We start from the raw sequence: 23,065 nt of genomic DNA on the forward strand, positions 1-23,065 counted from the left end.
AAAGTAGCGAACGCCGGAACGGCCCGCGCGCCCGGGGTGCCGTACGGGGCCCCGCCCCGGCCCCAGCAGCGCTAGCGCCCCCGCCCGTCGCCCCGCAACTCCTCCATCAGCCCCCGCAGCCGAGCCGACCCCACCAGTTCCTCCAGCGTCACCGGCCGCCCCGCCGCGTCGGCGATCGGCAGCCGCCAGTTCGGGTACTCGTCCCAGGTCCCCGGCAGGTTCTGCGGACGCCGGTCGCCCACCCCGTCGGGCAGCCAGACGCCGACGAGCCGGGCGGGGGTGCGCAGCAGATACCGGTGGACGGCGCGCACCTCGGCCTCCTCCGACGAGGCGTCCGTGCCCCCGCCGGTGCCCCGCAGCAGCCCGAGCCGGGCGAGGAGGCCCAGCCACTCCCCCGTGTCGGCGGCGGCCTCGGCACGCTCGACGTCCACCGGACGGCCGAGGAGCCCGAGCCGGTCCCGGAGTTCGACGTGCTCGCCGGTGAGGCGGGCGGCGGTGGGCGGCAGGTCATGGGTGGTCGCGGTGGCCAGGCAGTCGGCACGCCACCGCTCAGGGGCCAGGGGTCGGCCGTCCCCCTCCCAGTCCCGCTCGAACCACAGCACCGACGTGCCGAACACCCCGCGCTCCCGCAGCGCCTCCCGCACACCGGACTCCACGGTGCCGAGGTCCTCGCCGATGACCATGGCGCCCGCGCGGGAGGCTTCCAGCACGAGTACGGCGAGCATGGCCTCGGCGTCGTAACGGACGTAGGTGCCCTCGGTGGGCGGCAGCCCCTCGGGGACCCACCAGAGCCGGAACAGGCCCATGACGTGGTCGATGCGCAGGGCGCCCGCGTACCGGAAGAGGGCGCGCAGCAGGGCGCGGAAGGGGGCGTATCCGCTGGCGGCGAGCCGGTCGGGGCGCCAGGGCGGCAGGCCCCAGTCCTGGCCGTGGGCGTTGAAGGCGTCCGGCGGGGCGCCCACGGACATCCCGGCGGCGAAGTGGTCCTGCTGCGCCCACGCGTCGGCGCCCTCGGGGTGGACGCCCACGGCGAGGTCGTGCACGATCCCGACCGGCATGTCCGCCTCACGGGCGGTGCGCTGGACCGCGCCGAGTTGGCTGTCGGTGAGCCAGGCGAGTCGGCAGTGGAAGTCGACGCGGTCCATCAGGTCGGCACGCGCGCGTGCCGTCTCCGGTGAGCGCGGGTCGCGCAGCCCGACCGGCCAGGTCCGCCACCGGGGGCCGTACACCTCCGCGAGGGCGTACCAGGTGGCGTGGTCCTCCAGGGCCTGGCCCTCGCGGGCGAGGAAGTCGCAGTAGGCGGCGCGGCGGCCGGGCCCGAGGGGGACGGCGCGCAGCAGCTCCAGCGCCTCCCGCTTCAGCTCCCACACGGCGTCCCGGTCGATCAGCGCGCCCTTGTCCAGCACGGCGGCCCGCAGTCGCCCGGCCCGCTCGACAAGTCCCCGCACCTGTTCCCGCTCGGCATCGGCCAGGTAGGCGAACTCGGGCACGTCCTCGATCCGCAGGTGCACCGGGTCGGGGAAGCGGCGGGAGGAGGGCCGGTAGGGCGAGGGGTCGGTGGGCGGTCCGGGAACCGCCGCGTGCAGGGGGTTGACCTGCACGAACCCGGCGCCGAGCGCCCGCCCGGCCCAGCCGGTCAGCTCCCCGAGGTCGCCGAGGTCGCCCATGCCCCAGGAGCGCTGGGAGAGCAGGGAGTACACCTGGACGAGCAGTCCGTACGCGCGTCCCGTCGGCGTGGGCAGCCGGGCCGGGGCGGCGATGAGGTGGGCGTGGGCGGTGCGTCCGTCGGGCGCCTGGGCGGTCAGCCGGTGGACGCCGGGCGGCAGGTGCCCGGCGTCGGCGCGGGTCTCGCCCTGCTCGGTCTCGATCAGCAGCCGGGTCCCGTCCGGCAGCCCGGCGAGGGCGGCGCACTCGTCCTCGCCCTCCCAGCACACGACCGTCGGCGGCAGCAGCCGCGCCGCGTCCTCCCGGTGCCGGGCGGCGAGGGCGGCGCGCACGGCGTCGGGGGTGCTCGCGTCGACGCCGAGGGCGCGCAGGGCGCGGGTGACGGCGGTGACGGAGGCGGCGACGGTGCGGTCGGGGGCGGGCCGGTAGGAGGTGGCCACGCCGTACGACTCGGCGAGCCGGACCAGGTCGCCGTCGAGGGCCTCGTCGAGGGGTTCGACCGAGCGGGGCGCAGTCATCTACGGCCTCGTGGAGTCGGCGTCCGGGGCGGCGAGCGGCGGCTCGCTGGTGAGGGGCTCGGCGTCGGGCAGCGGGGGCTCGCTGGTCAGCGGGGCCTGGGAACAGGGGCCCTCGGCGCTGAAGACGCACACGTGGGGTGCTTCGGGCTGGCTGGGCAGGGCGGGCAGCGCGGCGGACGGATCCGCCGGGCGTTTGGAGAGGGCGTCCAGGAGCAGGTGTGCGGATGCGGCCACGGGTTCTCCTCGTTGAGCGAATGGGGTATTCGCAGCCCTACCCAGCGGACGCGTCCCCAGACGCCCTGACACCGGAGAACGCACTTCTCGTCACATTCCGGCCCGCGCCCCCCACCGCGGAGCCGGGCCGTCCCGGCCCCGGGCGGGGCGTGCGAAGGCCCGGACCCTCAGGCGGAGATGCCGTCGATCCGGGCCAAGGCGTCGTCCGCGCCGTACGGCTGGAGGTAGGGCAGCCAGCGCGGGTCCCGGTGCCCGGTGCCGATGATGCGCCAGGCCAGGCCGGTGGGCGGAGCGGGTTTGTGACGGAGCCGCCAGCCGATCTCACCGAGATGCCGGTCGGCCTTGACGTGGTTGCAGCGGCGGCAGGACGCCACCACGTTGTCCCAGACGTGCTTGCCCCCGCGCGAGCGCGGGATGACGTGGTCGACGCTGGTTGCGACGCCACCGCAGTACATGCACCGGCCCCCGTCGCGGGCGAACAGCGCCCGGCGGGTGAGGGGAACGGGCCCCCGGTAGGGAACCCGGACGAATCGCTTGAGCCGGACCACGCTGGGTGCGGGGACTGTGACGGTCGCGCTGTGCAGAAAGGCGCCGGACTCCTCAAGGCACACGGCCTTGTTCTCAAGGACGAGGACGAGCGCGCGGCGGAGCGGTACGACGCCGAGTGGCTCGTACGACGCGTTGAGGACCAGGACATGCGGCACGGATGCCTCCTTGTACGCCGGCGGCGCGTGGCTCGCGCCGGGACGATCTGACGTCAGTCTCCCCTCATGCCTGGTCGAAGCGCCACCATGTCCCGGTAACGGGCTGGGAGTGTTTTCGACCACACCGGAATTCATCCCCAGGACGGACAACGGTTCATCCCCCCTGAACATCCCCGGATCCGCACGCCTTCTCCCTCGAACACTGAACCGATCCACACACGACACCCCGCTAATGTGGTGGACCCGCCCTCCGGTGACCTTTTCGTGACCTTGACCGCCCTACCGGTGGCGCGGACCCGCACCTGGAGGTACCCCCGTGTCGTCGCCCCTGTCCGGCCCAACGGCCGACGCCACCCCGTCGCCGTCCCCCTCGCAGACGACGACTCCGGCGGTCCCCTCGATCCAGGACGCCCAGGAGCACGCCACCCAGGCGGCGAGCTGGGTCGAGGAGAACTGGTCGACGTGGCTGGCGATCGGCCTGCGGGTGCTGCTGATCCTCGTCATAGCCGCGGTCCTGCGCGTGGTGGTCCGGCGCGCGATCACCAAGCTCATCGACCGCATGAGCCGAACGGCGGACGCGGTCGACGGCACGGCGATAGGCGGCCTGCTGGTCAACGTGGAGCGCCGCCGCCAGCGCTCCCAGGCGATCGGCTCGGTCCTCCGCTCGGTGGCCAGCTTCCTGATCATGGGCACCGCCGCCCTGATGATCCTCGGCACCTTCCAGATCAACCTGGCCCCGTTGCTCGCGTCGGCCGGTGTCGCGGGCGTCGCCATCGGCTTCGGCGCGCGCAACCTCGTCACCGACTTCCTGTCCGGCGTGTTCATGATCCTTGAGGACCAGTACGGCGTCGGGGACTCCATCGACGTGGGCGTGGCCTCCGGCGAGGTCATCGAGGTCGGCCTGCGCGTGACCAAGCTGCGCGGCGACAACGGCGCCATCTGGTACGTCCGCAACGGCGAGGTCAAGCGGGTCGGCAACCTCTCCCAGGGCTGGGCCACGGCGGGCGTCGACGTGACCGTCCGCCCCTCGGAGGACCTCGACCGGGTGAAGGACGTCCTCGCCGAGGTCGGCGCCACGTTCAGCAAGGAAGAGCCCTGGAACGAGATGCTGTGGGGCCCAGTGGAGATCCTGGGCCTGGACAGCGTGCTGCTCGACTCGATGGTCGTCCGCGTCTCGGCCAAGACGATGCCGGGCAAGTCCCTCACCGTCGAACGCGAACTCCGCTGGCGCATCAAGCGGTCCCTGGACGCGGAGGGCATCCGCATCGTGGGCGGCCTCCCCGCCCAGCCCACGGAAGAGCCCCCCACCGACCCCACGACAACCATGGCCGCCCCCTCCGCCTACGCGAGCACGTCGTCCCCCCAGTCCCTCGCGGCGTCCCCCTTGACCCCACCAACAACGAAGTAACCGCCCACGGCAGCCAGCGCGGGTGCGGGGGCGGGTGTGCGCGGCCCGGCGTTAACGGAGTGCCGCGGATGCCCGTACCGCTGCGTGGGTCGCGCGGCCCGGCGCTAACGGGGTGCCGCTGCGCCCACCCGTGCCGCCCCAGCGGCACGACTGCCCGCAGCTACGACGGCGGCTACAGCGGCACGACTGCCCGCGACTAGGGATGGTCGCCGTACGACGGAAGGGGCCGTGTCGGGGGGTGTCCGCCCGCAGTGGTTCGCGCGCAAGACCCCGTCCACCCCACGACCCACAGCCCGCGCGGTTCCGAGGACGGACACCCCCCGGCGCGGCCCCGACCCACCCCCCGGCAGACAGCGCTACGCCCGCCACGCAACCACCGCAACGGGCCGCCGCAGGCATCCCCCCACCCCCCGGGAACCGAACCGATTCCACCGGCGTATTCATGGGCAGGGGTGGTGCGACGCAAGCACTCCGCTGCGATCCGATCAAGATCCAGTCAAGCCCGGTGCGATTGTCAGTACCGGCAGAGATACTTGCGGCAACGGGGATGACCACGGGGGAGGTCAGCAGTGACACACACGCCAACAGGCAGCGCGGCACCACCAAGCCAGACCCAGCCAACACCCACCCCCGCCCCCACCCGCCGCACCGCCTTCGCCGAGGGCGCCGACCGCCTCCGCGCAGCCGCCACCACCGAACCCGGCCGCCTCCGCATCATCGGCGCCGTCCTCGCCTTCCTCGTCGTCGCCTTCGGCACCGTCACCGCCTGGCAGACCACCGAACGCAGCGCCGCCGCCGACGACGTCCTGCACAAGAGCCAGCCCCTCAGCTCCGCCGCCGCCGACATCTACCGCTCCCTCGCCGACGCCAACACCGCCGCCTCCAGCGGCTTCCTGGCGGGCGGCCAGGAGACCAAGGCGTCCAGGGACCGCTACGAGGAAGACATCCGCACGGCCGCCGCCAAACTCATCACGGCCGCCAACAACAGCGACCCCGCCTCCCCCGCCGCCAGGACGATCGCGAAGCTCAACCGCCTCCTCCCGGAGTACAAGGGTCTCATCGAGCGCGCCCGCGCCAACAACCGCCAGGGCTACCCCCTCGGCGGCGCCTACCTGCGCTACGCGAACGACAAGATGCAGAACGACATGCTCCCGGCCGCGGAGGACCTCTACACCTCCGAGAACGACCGCCTGCGCGGGGACTACGACGACGCCACCCCCTACCCCTGGGCCGCGATCGCCCTCGGCGTCCTCGCCCTCGCCGCCCTCGCCTGGGCCCAGCACCGCAACTACCAGCGCACGAACCGCGTCCTGAACCACGGCCTGGTCGCCGCGACGGCCACCACCACGGTCGTCCTGCTCTGGCTGGTGATCGGCCACACGGTCGCCCGCCAGGCCCTGAACGACTCCTACGACCACGGCGTCCGCTCCCTCAACGTCCTGCACGACGCCCGCATCGCCTCCCTGAAGGCCCGCGGCAACGAGAACCTGACCCTGGTCAGCCGAGGCGCGGAGACGGTCGAGGTCAAGACGGGCGAGTTCGAGGACAAGTTCGACGTCGCCTTCAGAGCCTCGATGGACGACCTCGCGGACCGCCTCGACGACGCGCGCGACCTCGCGGACGACGCCACCGGCGCGGAGCCGGTCCAGGCGGCCACGGGCAACATGAAGGAGTGGCGGTCCCGCCACGCGGAGGCCCGCGGCGCCGACGACGCGGGCGACTACCAGGCCGCCCTGGACAAGATCATCGGCTCGAAGGACGACAAGCCCACGCGCGAGTGCTTCGACAACATCGACAGCAACCTGCGCACGGCCCTCGCCCACGAGGAGAACGAGTTCAAGGAGTCCGCGGGCGACGGCCTGGACGCGATGACGGGCCTGTCCGTCGGCGCGGCCGTCCTCGCGGTGCTGGGCGCGGCGGGCGCGGTGCTCGGCATCGGCCGCAGGCTTTCGGAGTACCGGTGAAAGGGGGCGTGAGGATGCACGCACAACGCTGGCGGACCAGCCTCCGGGGCTGGGGCGGAGTGGGCGCGATGGCGGTCGTCTGCGCCCTGGCGACCCTCCTGGTCCTGCTGCTGCCACTCACCCAGACCCCCGCACAGCGGGACGGCAGCACGGGCATCGGCGGCCAGGGCGTGGCCGAGGGCACCCAGGCCAGGGCCGAGGCGTGCGAGGACAACCCGCAGGACCTCAGCCTCTCCCCCTCGCTGGCCGAGGGCCCGGCGATCGAGGCCATCAAGAAGCGCGGCCACCTCTCGGTCGGCGTGGACCAGAACAGCTACCGCTGGGGCTACCGCGACCCGAACAACACGGACACGGACGTCCAGTTGGAGGGCTTCGACATCGACCTGGCCCGCCGTATCGCGCAGGAGCTGCTGGGCGACCCGGACAAGATCAGGTTCAAGGCGATCCCGACCAACCAGCGCGTCCCGGCGATCCAGAGCGGCCAGGTCGACATGGTGGTCCGCACGATGACGATCACCTGCTCCCGCCTGGAGCAGGTGGACTTCTCCGCCCCGTACTTCGTGACGGGCCAACAGGTCCTCGCCCCCAAGTCCTCCCCGATCAAGGGCTACGACGAGTCGCTCGCCGACCAGCGGATCTGCTCGGCGGACGGTTCGACGGCGTACGAGAAGCTGGACGCGGACAAGAAGTCCGGTGAGCTGCCCGCCTCCGCGGACATCTCCCTGACCGTCCCGAACCAGCTCGACTGCCTGGTCCGGCTCCAACTGGGCGAGGTGGACGCGGTGGTGACGGACGGCGCGCTGGCTGCGAGCCAGGCGGCGCAGGACCCGACGGTGACGCTGAAGGGGGACACGTTCACCACGGAGTACTACGGCGTGGCGATGAAGAAGGGCGCGGATGATCTGGTACGCCGGGTCAACCGAATACTGGAGGACTACCGCAAGGACGGCGGCTGGAAGAGGTCGTACGACAACTGGCTCTCGGCGACGCTGGGTTCGAACTCGGACTCGGCAACACCACCGATACCGAAGTACACCTGACCAGCCCAACCCCCAACCGGCACACACCGCCACCACAACAGCAACGAGAGGTGATCGATGGGCGCGGGACCCACCGGGCCGGTACTGGACCGGGACGAGGTGGACCGTGCGCTGGCGCGGCTCGGCGCGGAGCACGAGGCGATCGAGACCTCGCTCCTCGCCCTCCAGGACCACGCGGGCCGCAGACTCCTGGAGGGCGCCGACCTGACCGGCATCACCAAGGAGCGCTGGGCCGCCACGGAGGCGGCGATCACGCTGCTGTGGACGTACTTCGACGCGTACACGGACGCCCTGCGCACGGCCCGGGACATCCGCTCCCGCCGCCGCTGGTCGAGCCGCGAGGACCTGTCGGAGCTGACGGAGCTGCTGCGCGGCGAGTCGGTCACGGTGGCGGGCAGCGCCACGGCGGCGGCGACGGCGAACGCGCCCACCCTGCACGGCACGGGCAAGCTCAGCCACAGCTACTCCCTCACCACCCTCGTCGACCGCATGAACGAGCTGTACGCGACGTCGCTGGACATGGTCGTCGCGGCCGACGCGGTCTGGTCGGCCCTGCCCGCCAGGATCGATTTACTCGCCGCGGAACTCCAGCGCACCCGGCAACTGGCGCACTCGGTGGGCGTCCGCCCGGGCGAGCACCCGGCGGGCGACGACCTGGAGCGCATCACGCGCACGCTGACGACGCTGCGCGAGCAGGTCGTGTCGGACCCGCTGGCGTACTGGGTGCCCGCGCAGGGCAGTTCGGCGCCGGGCGGCGGCCGACCGGACACGACGGTGTACGACAGGGAGGCGCGGGCGCTGGAGGAGGTCCGCCGGGAGATCGACGCCGTACTGGAGGTCCGCAAGGACGCGGAACAGCGGCTGATCAAACTGCGGGACATCCTCTCCCGGGCGGACCGCACGCTCGCGGAGGCCCGTACCGCGCGCGGCGAGGTGCTGGCGAAGATCGCGGCGACGGAGGTCCCGCCGGTCAGCGGCCCGCCCACGGCGCTCCAGGAGCAGTTGGCGACGGCGGCGGAGTACCGCCGCCAGGGCCAGTGGCACCGCCTGTCGCCGCTCCTGGAGTCGCTGGAGCAGAAGGCGGAGGACGAACTGCTGCGCGCGCGGGAGTCGTTGACCGCGGTCACCGCCCCGCTGGCGGTCCGCGCCGAGCTGCGCGGGCGGCTGGACGCGTACAAGGCGAAGGTGGCCCGGCACGGCCTGGCGGAGGACCCGCTGCTGATGGAGCGGTACGAGAAGGCGCGCCGCATGTTGTGGAGCGCGCCCTGCGACCTGCGGGTGGCCGAGCAGGCGGTGCTGCGCTTCCAACAGGCGGCGGCGGACCTCCTGAGCGGCCCGCAGGACCGCCAGGGACCGGGCGCATGAGCGAGAAGGGGGACACAGCGTCATGAGTCAGGCACCCACGGGCGGCCCCCACACGGGCCAGCCCCACCCGGACCAGTCCCGGCAGCCCTGCCAGCGCCCCGGCTGCGACGGCGCGTACGAGGACATGGGCGGCGGCGAGCTGTACTGCGACACCTGCGGCCTGGCCCCGGTGGTCTCACCGACGGGCGAGGTCGGCTCCCCGCCCACGGGCATCACGGCGGGCGGCAAGGGCTCGCGCGGTTCGTCGGGCAGCGGAAGCTCCAGCGCGCGGGGCTCCACGAGTTCCCGCACCTCTTCGCGTACGTCGTCGCAGTCGTCGAAGTCACGCCGCTCGGTGTCGGGCAGGCTCTCCCGCTCCCTGTCGGGCAGGTCGACGGGCCGCTCGGTGTCGGTCCGCAGCTCGGGCTCGACGGCGGCCTCGTCCTCGCGGGGCCGCCTGGGCGCGGGCCTGGTGCAGGTCCCGCAGGTGCCGCGGCCGGACCCCAGGGCGATGGTGCTGGAGAACCCGGAGGTCCCGGAGCGCAAGCGGTTCTGCTCGCGCTCGGACTGCGGGGCGCCGGTGGGCCGCGCGCGGGGTGACCGGCCGGGCCGTACGGAGGGCTTCTGCACGAAGTGCGGCCACCCGTACTCGTTCATCCCGAAGCTGAAGGCGGGCGACATCGTCCGCGGCCAGTACGAGGTCGCGGGCTGTCTGGCGCACGGCGGCCTCGGCTGGATCTACCTCGCGGTGGACCGCGCGGTGTCCGACCGCTGGGTGGTGCTCAAGGGCCTGCTGGACACCGGCGACCAGGACGCGATGGCCGCGGCGATCTCCGAGCGGCGGTTCCTCGCGGAGATCGAGCACGCGAACATCGTACGGATCTACAACTTCGTCGAGCACCTCGACCAGCGCACCGGCTCCCTGGACGGCTACATCGTCATGGAGTACGTGGGCGGCAAGTCGCTCAAGGAGATCGCCAACGCCCGCCGCGGTCCCCAGGGCCGCCGCGACCCGCTGCCGGTGGAACAGGCGTGCGCGTACGGCATCGAGGCGCTGGAGGCGCTGGACCACCTGCACAGCCGTAACCTGCTGTACTGCGACTTCAAGGTCGACAACGCCATCCAGACGGAGGACCAGCTCAAGCTGATCGACATGGGCGCGGTGCGCCGCATGGACGACGACGAGTCGGCGATCTACGGCACGGTCGGCTACCAGGCGCCGGAGGTCGCCGAGGTCGGCCCGTCGGTGGCGTCGGACCTGTACACGGTGGCGCGCACGCTGGCGGTCCTCACCTTCGACTTCCAGGGCTACACCACGGTCTTCGCGGACTCCCTCCCGGACCCGGACAGCATCGAGGTCTTCCGCCGGTACGAGTCGTTCTACCGCCTCCTGGTCCGCGCGACCGACCCGGACCCGGCGCGCAGGTTCGCCTCGGCGCAGGAGATGGCCGAGCAGCTCACCGGCGTACTGCGCGAGGTGGTGTCCCTCCAGACGGGCCGGGCGCGCCCGGCGCTGTCGACGCTGTTCGGCCCGGAACTGAAGGTGCCGGACACGGAGTTGTTCCCGCGCCTGGAGGGCGAGGTCTCCCGCCTGGGCGCCCGCGCCCCCCGCACCCGCCGGGCAGCCCTCCCCCAGGGCACGGACCCGACCACACCACCCACCACACCACCCACCCCATCACCCATCGCAGCACCCCCGCCCCCACCCACCGCCACCCCCACCCCCCTGGTCAAGCCCATCCACACCCCCACCGCCGCCCTGGCCCTCCCCGTCCCCCGGGTCGACCCCGCCGACCCCAACGCGGGCTTCCTCGCGGGCCTGCTGGCGACGGCACCAGCGGAGCTGCTGAGCGCGCTCGCCGCGGCCCCGGCGGCGTCGGTGGAGACCCGGCTCAGGCAGATCCGCGCCTGGCTGGAGAACGGCGACCCGGCCCCCGCGCTGTCCGCCCTGGGCCAATTGGAGGCGGAACGCCCGGACGACTGGCGGGTGGTCTGGTACCGGGGCGTGACCGCGCTGGTGACCGGCGACCGGGAGAGCGCCGCGCTCGCCTTCGACGCGATCTACGACGCCTTCCCCGGCGAGATCGCGCCCAAGCTGGCGCTCGGCGTGTGCGCGGAGGTGCTGGGCCAGTTGGACAACGCCGCCGAGTACTACCGCCTGGTGTGGACGACGGACCCGAGCCAGGTGAGCGCCGCGTTCGGGCTGGCGCGGGTGCAGTTGGCGAGCGGTGACCGGCGCGGTGCCGTCACCACGCTGGAGTCGGTGCCGGAGAGCTCCATCCACTACATCCCGGCTAGAGTCGCGGCAGTGCGGGCGCGACTGCGGCAGCGCACGGAAGTCACCAGTGCCGTACCTTTCCTGGACGATCTGACCGCGGCCGCGCGGCAGGTCGAGGCGCTGGAGGGGTACGGTCTGGACCCGACGCGGCGCGAGCAGTTGGCGACGGAGGTGCTCGGTTGCGCGCTGGACTGGATACTCTCCGGTAGCCAGGGTTCCGTCCCGCCCCAGGCCGCCGGGGGACGGACGCTGCTCGGCAGCGGCCTGGACGAACGGGGCCTCAGGTTCGGCCTGGAGCGTTCGTACCGCACACTGGCCCGGCTGGCCCGGGGCGGCGAGGAGAGGATCGACCTGGTGGAACGTGCCAATCGTTACCGCCCCCGGACATGGGTGTAGTTGATGTCGCAGTTGCCCCAGCAGGCCGCCCTGTCGAGGTGTCCGAGCTGCGCCGAGCCGCTTGAGTCGGGTGACCGTTTCTGCGGTGCGTGCGGGTACGACCTGTCCGCCGTACCGCCGCCGCCGGACGACAACCCGACGCTCACCATGACCAACGGCTCGGCGCCACCGCCCCCCGGGCAACTGCCCACGGCCGCGGTCACCGCCGTACCCCCGCCGGTGGCGGGCACCGAGGTCCGCTTCGACCACCGCCACCAGCCGCACCCCCAGCCCACGCCTCAGCCCGCACCGGAGCCGGTGCCGGAGGACTACCCCCTCCAGGCCCCGGACCCCCGGATCGCCGCGGACCTGGCCGCACAGGCGGACCCCGGCGCCCCGCCCCTGGCGGCCGACGCCGCCAAGGTGTGCGTCGCCTGCCGCGCGGGCCGGGTCGACGACGACGGCTACTGCGAGACCTGCGGGCACGCCCAGCCACGCGAACGCGACCACATGGAGCAGGAGTCGGGCCCGGTCGCCGCGGTGAGCGACCGCGGCCTGCGGCACCACCGCAACGAGGACGCGTTCGCGATCGGCCGCACCGCGCTGCCCGACGGCTCACCGGCGACGCTGGCCATCGTCTGCGACGGCGTCTCCTCGGCGACCCGCCCGGACGACGCCTCGCTGGCCGCGTCGAAGGCGGCGAGCGAGTCGCTGCTCGCCGCGCTGCCGCTAGGCACGCATCCCCAGCAGGCGATGCACGAGGCGATCGTCGCGGCGTCCCGCGCGGTCAACTCGCTGGCACAGGAGCCCCAGACGGCCCGCGAGCACGCCCCGCACCAGAACGCCCCGGCCTGCACGCTGGTCGGCGCGGTGGTGACGTCCGGGCTGCTGGTGGTCGGCTGGGTCGGTGACAGCCGCGCCTACTGGGTGCCGGTGGACCGCGCCGCGCCGCCCGCCCGGCTCACCGAGGACGACTCGTGGGCCGCGCAGATGGTCGCCGCGGGCCTGATGAACGAGGCGGAGGCGTACGCCGACGAGCGCGCCCACGCGATCACCGGCTGGCTCGGCGCCGACGCCTACGAACTGGAACCGCACACCGCTTCCTTCAAACCGGACCGGCCGGGTGTCGTGGTGGTGTGCACGGACGGGCTGTGGAACTACGCCGAGGCGGCCGAGGAGATGGCGGGCGTGTTGCCCGCCGACGCCGCCGCCCGGCCGCTGCACGCCGCCCGGGTCCTCGTCGGCCACGCCCTGGACGGCGGGGGCCACGACAACGTAACAGTGGCCCTCGTGCCGTTCCCGACCCCACCGCAGGGGGCAGGATCGGCCTGAGGCCACGGGTCATACGTGGGCAACACGGACCGCGAGCAACCACGACGGACCGCTAGGGACCACAACGGACCGGAGGGGACCGGTCCGCACACAGTCGTCGCCTTGGTGCGCGCCCGGTGGCGTCGACCAGGGCCACAAGGGGGATTTGAGTAGGCATGGCCATTTTCTCGAAGTCGAACGTGCCGCAGTTCTCGGTGGATGTGTACCAGAACGAGTACCTCCCGGAGGGTGGCCGCGAGGTCAACGCGATCGTCACGGTGACCGCCACCGGCGGGGGCACGATCGGGAGCGCCGCGGCGGCGCCCCACCTCTACTCGCCGGGCCAGGGCCCGTCCGCGGCCGTGGCGATCATGGTCGACTGCTCCGGTTCGATGGACTACCCGCCGACCAAGATGCGCAACGCCCGGGACGCGACCGCCGCCGCCGTCGACACCCTGCGCGACGGGGTGCACTTCGCGGTGATCGGCGGCACCCACGTGGCCCGCGAGGTGTACCCGGGCAACGGCAGGCTCGCGGTCGCGGACGCCACCACCCGGGAGCAGGCCAAGCAGGCGCTGCGCAAGCTGAGCGCGGGCGGCGGCACGGCGATCGGGACCTGGCTGCGGCTGGCGGACCGGCTGCTGTCGTCGGCGGACGTCGCGATCCGGCACGGCATCCTGCTCACCGACGGCCGCAACGAGCACGAGTCGGCGGAGGACCTGAAGGCGTCGCTGGACGCCTGCGCCGGACGGTTCACCTGTGACGCGCGGGGCGTGGGCACCGACTGGGAAGTGAAAGAAGTCACAGGGATCGCCTCCGCCCTGCTCGGCACCGCCGACATCGTCGCCGACCCCTCCGGACTCGCCGCCGACTTCACGCAGATGATGGAGACGGCGATGGGCAAGGAGGTCGCGGACGTCGCCCTGCGGCTGTGGACCCCTGTCGGTACGACGATCAGGTTCGTCAAGCAAGTGGCGCCCACGGTCGAGGAACTGACCGACCGGCGCACGGAGGCGGGCCCGCGGGCCGGGGACTACCCCACCGGTTCCTGGGGCGACGAGTCCCGTGACTACCACGTCTGCGTGGAGGTCCCGGCCGCCGGGATCGGCCAGGAGATGCTGGCGGCGCGGGTCTCGCTGGTCATCCCGCACCCCGACGGCACCGTGCAGAACCTGGGCGCCCAGGGTCTCGTACGGGCCGTGTGGACCGACGACATGGCCGCCTCCACCTCGATCAACCCCCAGGTCGCCCACTACACCGGGCAGGCCGAACTGGCACAGGCCATCCAACAAGGGCTCGATCTACGCAAAGCGGGAGACTTCGACGGAGCAACGGCCAAACTGGGCCGCGCGGTTCAGCTCGCCAGCGTCTCCGGCAACGCCGATACCGCGAAACTGCTTGCGAAGGTGGTGGACGTGGTCGATGCCCCGACAGGTACTGTGCGACTGAAGGCGAAGGTCGAGGACGCCGACGAGATGACGCTCGAAACTCGGTCGACAAAGACTGTTCGTGTAAAGAAGTGACTGAGCCTGACCCCTCGGGGTTGGAGAAATCCGGTCAAAGCGGCCGGAAAGGAGAGGGGGAAGCGCCGACATGCCGACCTGCCCGAACGGACACCAGTCGGGTTCCGACGACTGGTGCGAGGTCTGCGGTCACCGCATGGCCGGTGCCGTGCCTCCGCCCCCGCCGCCACCGCCGCCCGGTGGGTACGGCTTCCCGCCGCCCGGCGGTGGCCGGGGGAACCCCGAACCGGAACTCTGCCCGCAGTGCCGTACGCCCCGCGAGGGCGGCGCGCCGTTCTGCGAGGAGTGCCGGTGGAACTTCCTCACCAACACCGCGACCTCGTACACCCCGGCCGCGCCGCGCCCCTCGTCGACGGGTGCCGGTGGCCCGAACTTCCAGCGGCCGACCGGTCCGCCGCCGTCGTTCGGGGGCGGTGACTCGTACGAGTACCAGGGCTCACGCCCGTCCCAGATGAACCGCCCGGCCGAGCCGATCCCCCCGGGCGGCCCACACGGATCGCCGTTCGGCGGCGACCCGGGCCCGTCGGGTCCGCCCGGACCCCCCGGGCCTCCCGGGCCGGGACCGTCGGGACCTCCCGGCCACCCCGGCGCACCCGGTGGGCCCGGCCCGTCCGCCTTCGGCGGCGACCCCTCCCGACCGGTTCCGCCCCCGCCCGGCCCGACCCCGCACGGGGGACCGGGCGGCTTCGGCGGCCCCGGTGGGCCCGGCGGTCCCAACGGCCCCGGTGGCCCAGGTGCCCCCGGCGCGCCCGGTCCGGGCGGCGGCGCCCCGCAGGCGTTCCAGCAGCCCCCCGGCCAGGGCGGCCCCGGGCCCGGCCCGCAGGGCCCGCCCCCGCCCCCCGGCTTCCCGCAGGACCCGAACCGCCCCCAGCCGGGCGGCGCACCCAGCGCCTCCCCCTTCGGCGGCGACGACGACTGGGTCCTCTCCCCGCCCGCCTCGACCGGCCCCGGCGGACCCGGCGCCCCCAGCGGACCGGGCGGACCGGCCGGACCGGGCGGCGGCTACGGCTACCCCCAGCCCGGCGCCACCCAGGCCCCGCCCGGGCCCCCCGCCCCGGCCGCCCCGCAGCGCCCGGCGACCTGGCTGGCGACCATCGGCCCAGACCGCGACTACTTCATGTCGATGATGCAGCGCTCCGGCCCCGAGGCGGCGGGCCTGAACCTGCCCGCCTACTCCCCGGAGCAGCAGCGCACGCTCTCCGGCAACCAGGTCACCATCGGCCGCCGCCGCCACTCCACCGGTGAGACCCCCGACATCGACCTGTCGGTGCCGCCGGAGGACCCGGGCGTCTCGCACCAGCACGCGGTGCTGGTGCAGCAGCCGGACGGCACCTGGGCGATCGTCGACCAGAACTCGACGAACGGTACGACGGTCAACGGCTCGGAGGAGCCGATCCAGCCGTTCGTGCCGGTACCGCTCCAGGACGGCGACCGCGTGCACGTGGGCGCCTGGACGACGATCACGATCCGCCGGGGCTGAGGCCGGGTGCCGGACCACCCGGGAGGGGCCAGGAGTACGGCCCCTCCGGGTCGTCCAGCCACGCCCACTCGCGGTCGCCGACCACGGTGATGCCGTACCGCCCGCGCCCCGGCTGGCCCTCCCGCTCCCACAGGGCGTACGCCTCCTGCGGGTCGAGGCGGCCCCGGGTGAGGGCGAGCAGGAAGCGGAACAGCTCGTGGTCCCGGCCCCGGCGCGGCACCCCGCCCAGCGGCACGGCGTCCGGCCCCGGCCCGTGCGTACCGCCGCCCCGCAGCGGCACGAAGTAGGCGGCGGTGTCCAGGAAGCGCCCCTCGGCGTGCCCGGCGTCGTGCACGGTCAGCGCGACCAGACCGGTGGCGAGCGGGGTCAGCACGCGCCCACCGGGTCGGCACTGGGCGATCCAGGCGCCGGGCACGGACGGCAGAGCGCAGGTGGCGATGATCCGGTCGTAGGGGGCGCGTTCCGCGACCCCGCGCGCCCCGTCCCCGGTGATGACGGCCGGGTGGTACCCGGCGGCGGCGAGGTGCCGTCGGGCGCAGTCGGTGATCTCCGGTTCCAGGTCGACGGTGGTGACGAGGTCGTCGTCACCGAGCCGGTGGGCGAGCAGCGCGGCGTTGTACCCGGTGCCGGTGCCGATCTCCAGGACGTGGTCGCCGTCCACCACCCCCAGCTCGACGAGCATGGTCGCCATCAGGGACGGCTGGCTGCTGGAGGAGAGCAGTTCGCCGTCGCGCAGCCGGGTGGCGAGCGGAGTGTCGGCGTACGCCCCGCGCAGCCAGCGTTCCCGCGCGCCCGCCTCCGGGCTGTCGCACCAGCGCCGCTCGAAGCCGCCGACGACACCGACGTAGTAGTACGGCACGAACAGGTGGCGCGGGACGGCCTCGAACGCCGACCGCCAGACGGGGTCCGCGTCGAAGGTGCCGTCGGCGGCGATCTCCCGCACCAGCGCGGCCCGCGCCGACGCGGCGAGATCGTCCAGGTCGTTGCCGAGAGCGTGCGCGCCCATGTGTCCACTGTGCGGCGCCCGGGCCCGGGAGGCGAGTGCCCGGACCGAACACCGCGCCGCCGGTCTCCCGTGGTCCTAGGGCTTGAGTCCTCCTCCACCCGGTCTGAGACCATGGGGAGCGTGAGAGAGATTCGGCGTGGCACGCTTCAGGAGCAGACCTTCTACGAGCAGGTCGGCGGGGAGGAGACCTTCCGTCGGCTCGTCCACCGTTTCTACGAGGGAGTCGCCGAGGACCCGGTCCTGCGGCCGATGTACCCCGAGGAGGACCTGGGTCCGGCCGAGGAGCGGCTGACCCTGTTCCTGATCCAGTACTGGGGCGGCCCGACGACGTACAGCGACAACCGTGGCCACCCGCGGCTGCGGATGCGGCACGCCCCGTTCACCGTGGACCGGGCCGCGCACGACGCGTGGCTGAAGCACATGCGGGTCGCGGTCGACGAGCTGGGCCTGTCCGAGGAGCACGAGGAACAGCTCTGGCGGTACATGACGTACGCGGCGGCGTCGATGGTGAACGCGCCGGACTGACGCCGCGGCACACCGGCCCGGGGGACCGCTCAGCGGCGGACGCTGAGCGGCAGCGCCCCGGCGCCCGCCCGCCCCCGTACGGCTATGGACCCGTACGGGGTGCGCAGCCGCAGCCACGCCCCGGACGAGAACAGCCCCGCGCCCGCGCCACCGCCCGGCCCGCGCAGGAAGCCCAGCGACTGCGCGGCGTGCACGGCCCGCACGGGCAGCCCCGTCTCCCCGACCGTCCGGGACCAGATCTCCCGCCCGACGCGGTCCAGCTCGGCCCGGGTGCGCCGCTCCTCGGGGAGTTCACCCGTCCGGGCGCGGAACTCCGCGACCCCGGCCGCGACCATCGCCCGCAGGTCGTCGGGGCCGGGCAGCCCCGGCTCCGCCCGCCAGCCGCCGCGCGGCGGCAGCACGCCCGCCCACGGCGGCCCGGTCACCGCGGCGGGCACGACGACGGTGGCGGCCTTCTCGTCGACGGCCTCCAGGAACTGTCCGGCGGAGACGGTGACGTCGAGGACGAGATCGATCCCGTCCTCGTAGGGCTTCGCCAGCCGCGCGGTGCGGATGGCCAGCACCTCGAAGGACGGCGGCCGTCCGAAGACGGCGAGCGCCTTGCCCGCCGCCTGGAGACGGACGGCGGCCCCACGGTCGTAGTGGAGCAGCCGGGAGAGGAAGGCGGCGAGGTCCGCCGCCTCCCCCTCGTCGACGAGGTGCAGCACCGTCATGCGGCGACGGCCTCCTCCGCGTCGTCCATGTACTCGCGCAGGAACTCGCGTTCCTCGTCGGTGATCCGACGCGGTCGCTGCGCCGCGAAGTCGAACGGCACGATGACGGTCGAGGCGCGGACGTAGACGACGTCCCCGTCCTTCACCTCGTAGGAGAGGGTGAAGGACGCGGCGCGTATCTCCGTGACCCACAGCTCGATGTCGACCGGGTGGTGCCGGTGGACGAGCTGCCGCTTGTAGTCGATCTCGTGGCGCGCCACCACCGACCCCTGCTGGAAGTCCTTGTCCGGGCGGAACAGGAAGTCGATACGGGCCTCCTCCAGGTAGCGGAGGAAGACCACGTTGTTCACGTGGCCGTACGCGTCCATGTCCGCCCAGCGCAGGGGGCAGCGATAGATGTGCCGCAAGATCAGCCCCGGGTCAGCTTCTTGTAGGTGGCGCGGTGCGGACGGGCGGCGTCCGGTCCCAGCCGCTCCACCTTGTTCTTCTCGTACGACTCGAAGTTGCCCTCGAACCAGAACCACTTGGAGTCACCCTCGTAGGCGAGGATGTGGGTGGCCACGCGGTCCAGGAACCACCGGTCGTGGGACACGACCACGGCGCACCCGGGGAAGTCCAGCAGCGCGTTCTCCAGGCTGCTGAGCGTCTCGACGTCCAGGTCGTTGGTCGGCTCGTCGAGGAGGAGCAGGTTGCCGCCCTGCTTGAGGGTGAGCGCGAGGTTCAGCCGGTTGCGCTCACCGCCGGAGAGCACCCCGGCGGGCTTCTGCTGGTCGGGCCCCTTGAAGCCGAAGGCGGAGACGTACGCCCGGGAGGGCATCTCCACCTGCCCCACGTTGATGTAGTCCAGCTCGTCGGAGACCACGGCCCAGAGCGTCTTCTTCGGGTCGATGTTCTCGCGGCTCTGGTCGACGTACGAGATCTTGACGGTCTCGCCGACCTTGATCGAGCCGGAGTCGGGCGTCTCCAGCCCCTGGATCATCTTGAAGAGCGTGGTCTTACCGGCACCGTTGGGCCCGATGACGCCCACGATCCCGTTCCGCGGCAGCGTGAAGGAGAGGTCATCGATCAGGACCTTGTCGCCGAACGCCTTGCCGAGGTTGTTGACCTCGACGACGACGTTGCCGAGCCGCGGCCCTGGCGGGATCTGGATCTCCTCGAAGTCCAGCTTCCGCATCTTCTCGGCCTCGGCGGCCATCTCCTCGTACCGCGCGAGGCGGGCCTTGGACTTGGCCTGCCGCCCCTTGGCGTTGGAGCGGACCCATTCCAGCTCTTCCTTCAGCCGCTTGGCCCGCTTGGCGTCCTTCTGCCCCTCGACCTTGAGACGGGTCTGCTTCGTCTCCAGGTACGTGGAGTAGTTGCCCTCGTACGGGTAGGCGCGCCCGCGGTCCAGTTCGAGGATCCACTCGGCGACGTTGTCGAGGAAGTACCGGTCGTGGGTGATGGCGACGACGGTGCCCGCGTACTTGGCGAGGTGCTGCTCCAGCCAGTTCACCGACTCGGCGTCGAGGTGGTTGGTGGGCTCGTCGAGGAGCAGCAGGTCGGGGGCCTCAAGCAGCAGCTTGCAGAGCGCGACGCGGCGCTTCTCACCACCGGAGAGGTTGGTGACGGGCCAGTCCCCGGGCGGGCACCCGAGCGCGTCCATGGCCTGCTCAAGCTGGGCGTCGAGATCCCAGGCGTTGGCGTGGTCCAGCTCTTCTTGCAGCTTGCCCATCTCGTCGAGCAGCGCGTCGGAGTAGTCGGTCGCCATCAGCTCGGCGATCTCGTTGAACCGGTCGAGCTTGCCCTTGATCTCGGCGACGCCCTCCTGGACGTTCTCGAGGACCGTCTTCTCCTCGTTCAGCGGGGGCTCCTGGAGCAGGATGCCGACGCTGTACCCGGGCGACAGGAAGGCGTCCCCGTTCGACGGCTGCTCAAGCCCCGCCATGATCTTCAGCACGGTCGACTTACCGGCACCGTTCGGACCGACGACGCCGATCTTCGCCCCCGGCAGGAAGTTCAGGGTGACATCGTCGAGGATCACCTTGTCGCCGTGCGCTTTGCGCGCCTTGCGCATGGTGTAAATGAACTCAGCCAAGAGAAACCGTCCGGCAACTTGAATCTGGCAGTGGGCAGATACACCCCATCTTGCCGTACCGCCACCCCTGGGCGGAAACTCGTCTCCACCGACCCCTCTGACCTGGCACTCTTCATCAGGTGGGGGCGGTCGCGGGCGGGGGGAGCGGCATGAGGGCGGACGTGGGGCGCGGGGGGCGTGTGCGGCGGGTGGGGCGTGGGGTGAGGGGCTTCTTTAGGTGGGTTCTGGAGGACGTCGTCGGTGAGGCGGTGCTGTCCGTGGTCGCCTGTTGTGTGGTGCTGGGGCTAGGGGTGGGGCTGGCGCTGGCGTTTGTCTGGGGGTGGGAGCGCAGCCCGGTCGTCGCCGGGGGTGTCGGGGGTGCCGTGCTGGCTCTTCTGGTCTACGGCGGGTGGGAGCTGGTGCGTCCTGCCAGGGCGGGGCGGCGTGGGCGGCTGGCGGGGGTGGCGGCCCTGGTGTGTGCTGGGGCCGCCGTGTCCCTCGCCTACGTCTGGTTGGCCTGCGGCTGTCTCTGAGGGAGCCGCGGGCGTGGACCGGGGTTACGGGGTGTTTCTGCGGCGTACGAGGAGGAGGGCCGCGCCGCCGATGACCACGAGGCCGATGGCCGTGCCCGCGATCAGGGGGGTCACGTTGGAGGAGCCCGTCGCGGCCAGGTTCAGGTCGTCCGAGGGGGTGCTGACCGTGGGGGTGGGTTCGGTGACCGTCTGGGTGGTGATGCCGGTGTCGATGCCCTGGGTCTTGCAGTCCAGGACCCCGGTGAAGCGCTTCTCGAAGCCGGTGGGGCTGGTGATGGTGAGGTCGTAGGGCTGGTCCTCGCGCAGGGGCACCGTCACCGTGCGGGTGTCGCCCGCGGCGATGCTGTGCTCGATGCCCATCAGCTCGAAGGTGAAGTCCTCGTCGCCGACGTTGGAGGCGGTGACGTCCAGGCCGCCCTCGGCGCAGTTCTTGCGGGCGGACACCGCGGGTATGGCGCCCGTCGAGGCCCAGGTCGCCGTCGCCGTCACCGAGACCGTGGACTCGCTGGAGCCCGCCAGGATCTGGGTCTGGCTGCGGCTCTCGGAGGCGAAGGCGCGGCCGACCGGGACGGTGGTCGTGGCGTTCAGCGTCAGCTCCGCCGTGCCGTCCGCCGCGTCCTCGGGGACGTCGAAGAAGAGGCGGTCGCCGTTGGCCGCCGACGTGACCGGCTCGCCGTCCGCGTCGACGATGCGCACGCCGCTGGTGACGGCGTTCGTCGGCGGGATCACCGTCACCGTGTCGGCGTCGGTGCGTACCGTCACCGGGCCGAGCCTCTCGCCGGGGCGGCCGGAGACCGCGGGCGGGTCGAGCGTGAGGGACGCCTTGGGCTCCGCCACGCCCCGCGCGTTCTCCTCCAGGTAGTCCGCGAGCTGCTCGGCCTCGGCGTCCACGGCGTCGACGTCCGCGCCGTCGGAGTAGCGCCAGATGGCCACCTGCGTACCGGCCGCCGCGTCCTGCTCGGTCAGGCCGCCGCGGATGCCCGCCTTGCGGGCGAGCGCCGCGAGGTCGTTCACCTGCGGGTAGGAGTGCTGGAGTATCCAGCGGATCCGGCCCGCGTCCTCGTTGGCGCCCAGGGACGTGCCGCTCCACGGCGTCTCGTAGTACCTGGCGTCCGTCTGCGTGGGGTTGTGCAGGTCGACGCAGTAGGTCTGGAGGGTGCCGCCGCCCTCGACGGACATCTCGAACAGGCCCGCCGAGACCTCCAGGTCCCCGGTCTCGGCGTGGACCACCGCGCCGCCGTACGTCTTCAGGCCGCCGATGGTCGCCGTCGCCCCGCCCCGGTTGGGCGCCGTCCCGCTGTCCGCGACGGCCGTCCCCGCTCCGACCGCGACGCTGGTCGCGACCAGCCCGGCGGCCAGCGCCGCGCCCGCGGCACGACGGGCCACCCGCCGTCTGGGCGCCGACCGCCGCAGCGGGGTGAGCGGCGCGGAAAGCGTTGACAGCCTCGACAGCGCCGTCAGCACGGACGTCACCGACGGAACGGAGAGCGAAGATCGCACGTAATTTCCCTTCAGGCGGGACCCGTTGGCGTGGGGGACAGTCCCACCAGCAGAAATCAGCAGCCCCAAGTAACCCCAAGAGCCGTTTCCGGCATCCTAGGTACGCGCCCGCACCGCGTTTCCCGGAGAGCCCGTCAGCCAACCGATCCGAATCGGAATCGTTATCGCCTAGACCGGTCATGAGCAGGGCTTATCGACAAATCAACCCGCCCGGGCGGCACATGATCGCCGATAAGCCGCGGTACGGCCCGCTATGTCGCTCATGACACCAATGCTGGCTGCTGGGCCTGTTGGGCCTGCTCCGATTCCTCTCCCTCCGAACTCCGCGCCGGTGTCTCCCAGTTGGGCTCCGGCTGCCGCGCCGTCGTCTGCGTGGTGGGCGGCGCGGTGGCCGCTCCCGTGGGCTCGCCCTTGCCGGGCGGGCGGCGGAAGGCGGTCGTACCGCGGGCCAGGTCGTGGCCGATCGCCACCGCGTCGATGTCGGCCGACGTCCAGTTCTGCCCCTCGCGCACATCCGTGCGCACCTTCAACCTGCCCTGCACGATCACCGGTTCGCCCACCGACAGGCAGGCCATCGCGTTGCTGGCGAGCTGCCGGTTGGACCACACCGTGAAGAAGTTGGTGTGCCCGTCCGTCCACGCGCTCTTCTCCCGGTCCCAGTACCGCGCGGTCACCGCCAGCCGGAACCGCGTCGACGGACCCGACGCCAGCTCCCGGTACACCGGCTGGGTCGCCACGTTGCCCACCACACAGACCACCGTCTCGTTCATCGCTGTCCCCTCCCTGCCCGCCCCGGCCGGTCCTGGCGGGGGCGGGCGGATACGCCGACGGGTCCGTCCCGTACGGCTGTGTCTGCCGGGGCGACCGCCTCCGTCGCGATCGCCGCACCGC

Annotated in this window: 18 protein-coding genes; 9 read left to right on the top strand and 9 right to left on the bottom strand. The window is 72.8% G+C overall.

From position 1 onward, the window contains the following. Positions 1 to 71 precede the first annotated feature (71 nt). From malQ to ACFQZ6_RS12510, 3 genes are all read right to left on the bottom strand, one after another. Positions 72 to 2,183, bottom strand: a complete 2,112-nt coding sequence (gene malQ, locus ACFQZ6_RS12500; protein WP_381607689.1) for a 4-alpha-glucanotransferase — start codon at positions 2,181 to 2,183, stop codon at positions 72 to 74. After that, on the bottom strand, positions 2,184 to 2,417 hold the full coding sequence (locus ACFQZ6_RS12505) for a hypothetical protein (protein ID WP_381607690.1): 234 nt from the start codon (positions 2,415 to 2,417) through the stop codon (positions 2,184 to 2,186). Between the two features lie 167 nt (positions 2,418 to 2,584). Further along, positions 2,585 to 3,121: an HNH endonuclease gene (locus ACFQZ6_RS12510; RefSeq protein ID WP_360213324.1), complete on the bottom strand. Its 537-nt coding sequence runs from the start codon at positions 3,119 to 3,121 to the stop codon at positions 2,585 to 2,587. 316 nt (positions 3,122 to 3,437) lie between these two features. Here ACFQZ6_RS12510 and ACFQZ6_RS12515 point away from each other — a divergent pair, with 316 nt between their 5' ends. The 8 genes from ACFQZ6_RS12515 to ACFQZ6_RS12550 all read left to right on the top strand — a co-directional run bounded on the left by ACFQZ6_RS12515 (position 3,438) and on the right by ACFQZ6_RS12550 (position 15,844). Continuing rightward, entirely contained in the window at positions 3,438 to 4,529 is a 1,092-nt protein-coding gene (locus tag ACFQZ6_RS12515) for a mechanosensitive ion channel family protein (protein WP_381607693.1), read from the top strand. Positions 4,530 to 5,098: 569 nt separating this feature from the next. Beyond that, positions 5,099 to 6,493 (top strand): hypothetical protein, encoded by a 1,395-nt coding sequence (locus ACFQZ6_RS12520; RefSeq protein ID WP_381607695.1) that lies wholly within the window; start codon positions 5,099 to 5,101, stop codon positions 6,491 to 6,493. A gap of 14 nt (positions 6,494 to 6,507) precedes the next feature. Further along, positions 6,508 to 7,533 (top strand): glutamate ABC transporter substrate-binding protein, encoded by a 1,026-nt coding sequence (locus tag ACFQZ6_RS12525; protein WP_381607696.1) that lies wholly within the window; start codon positions 6,508 to 6,510, stop codon positions 7,531 to 7,533. Between the two features lie 57 nt (positions 7,534 to 7,590). Next, positions 7,591 to 8,898 (top strand): hypothetical protein, encoded by a 1,308-nt coding sequence (locus ACFQZ6_RS12530; protein WP_381607697.1) that lies wholly within the window; start codon positions 7,591 to 7,593, stop codon positions 8,896 to 8,898. A 22-nt stretch (positions 8,899 to 8,920) separates the two neighbouring features. Next, positions 8,921 to 11,551 carry a serine/threonine-protein kinase gene (locus ACFQZ6_RS12535; RefSeq protein WP_381607699.1) on the top strand — a complete coding sequence of 877 codons (2,631 nt, stop codon included), beginning with the start codon at positions 8,921 to 8,923 and terminating at the stop codon, positions 11,549 to 11,551. 3 nt (positions 11,552 to 11,554) lie between these two features. Further along, positions 11,555 to 12,862, top strand: a complete 1,308-nt coding sequence (locus ACFQZ6_RS12540) for a PP2C family serine/threonine-protein phosphatase (protein ID WP_381607701.1) — start codon at positions 11,555 to 11,557, stop codon at positions 12,860 to 12,862. Positions 12,863 to 13,017: 155 nt separating this feature from the next. Continuing rightward, positions 13,018 to 14,364, top strand: coding sequence for a vWA domain-containing protein (locus ACFQZ6_RS12545; RefSeq protein ID WP_381607703.1), 1,347 nt, complete (start codon positions 13,018 to 13,020; stop codon positions 14,362 to 14,364). 70 nt (positions 14,365 to 14,434) lie between these two features. Continuing rightward, positions 14,435 to 15,844 (top strand): FHA domain-containing protein, encoded by a 1,410-nt coding sequence (locus ACFQZ6_RS12550; protein ID WP_381607706.1) that lies wholly within the window; start codon positions 14,435 to 14,437, stop codon positions 15,842 to 15,844. Here ACFQZ6_RS12550 and ACFQZ6_RS12555 read toward each other — a convergent pair. Then, positions 15,825 to 16,850 (bottom strand): methyltransferase domain-containing protein, encoded by a 1,026-nt coding sequence (locus ACFQZ6_RS12555; RefSeq protein ID WP_381607707.1) that lies wholly within the window; start codon positions 16,848 to 16,850, stop codon positions 15,825 to 15,827. The two genes, ACFQZ6_RS12550 and ACFQZ6_RS12555, sit on opposite strands and share 20 nt — an antisense overlap. Before the next feature lie 111 nt (positions 16,851 to 16,961). On the opposite strand from ACFQZ6_RS12555, the gene ACFQZ6_RS12560 reads away from it, so the two are divergent. Further along, complete coding sequence (locus tag ACFQZ6_RS12560) at positions 16,962 to 17,375, top strand: globin (RefSeq protein ID WP_381607709.1); 414 nt, start codon at positions 16,962 to 16,964, stop codon at positions 17,373 to 17,375. A 29-nt stretch (positions 17,376 to 17,404) separates the two neighbouring features. Here the strand turns inward: ACFQZ6_RS12560 and ACFQZ6_RS12565 are convergent, their stop codons facing one another. The 5 genes from ACFQZ6_RS12565 to ACFQZ6_RS12585 all read right to left on the bottom strand — a co-directional run bounded on the left by ACFQZ6_RS12565 (position 17,405) and on the right by ACFQZ6_RS12585 (position 22,944). Then, positions 17,405 to 18,088 (bottom strand): hypothetical protein, encoded by a 684-nt coding sequence (locus tag ACFQZ6_RS12565; protein WP_381607711.1) that lies wholly within the window; start codon positions 18,086 to 18,088, stop codon positions 17,405 to 17,407. Next, positions 18,085 to 18,495 (bottom strand): acyl-CoA thioesterase, encoded by a 411-nt coding sequence (locus tag ACFQZ6_RS12570; protein WP_381607713.1) that lies wholly within the window; start codon positions 18,493 to 18,495, stop codon positions 18,085 to 18,087. The genes ACFQZ6_RS12565 and ACFQZ6_RS12570 overlap by 4 nt, the downstream gene beginning before the upstream one ends. Before the next feature lie 2 nt (positions 18,496 to 18,497). Then, positions 18,498 to 20,162 (bottom strand): energy-dependent translational throttle protein EttA, encoded by a 1,665-nt coding sequence (gene ettA, locus ACFQZ6_RS12575; RefSeq protein WP_381607715.1) that lies wholly within the window; start codon positions 20,160 to 20,162, stop codon positions 18,498 to 18,500. Positions 20,163 to 20,698: 536 nt separating this feature from the next. After that, positions 20,699 to 22,087 carry a Cys-Gln thioester bond-forming surface protein gene (locus ACFQZ6_RS12580; RefSeq protein WP_381618247.1) on the bottom strand — a complete coding sequence of 463 codons (1,389 nt, stop codon included), beginning with the start codon at positions 22,085 to 22,087 and terminating at the stop codon, positions 20,699 to 20,701. A gap of 347 nt (positions 22,088 to 22,434) precedes the next feature. Next, positions 22,435 to 22,944, bottom strand: coding sequence for a single-stranded DNA-binding protein (locus ACFQZ6_RS12585; protein WP_381607717.1), 510 nt, complete (start codon positions 22,942 to 22,944; stop codon positions 22,435 to 22,437). Between the last annotated feature and the right edge of the window lie 121 nt (positions 22,945 to 23,065).

The sequence above is a fragment of the Streptomyces flavalbus genome (assembly GCF_042674625.1).
GTDB classification, from domain to species: domain Bacteria; phylum Actinomycetota; class Actinomycetes; order Streptomycetales; family Streptomycetaceae; genus Streptomyces; species Streptomyces flavalbus.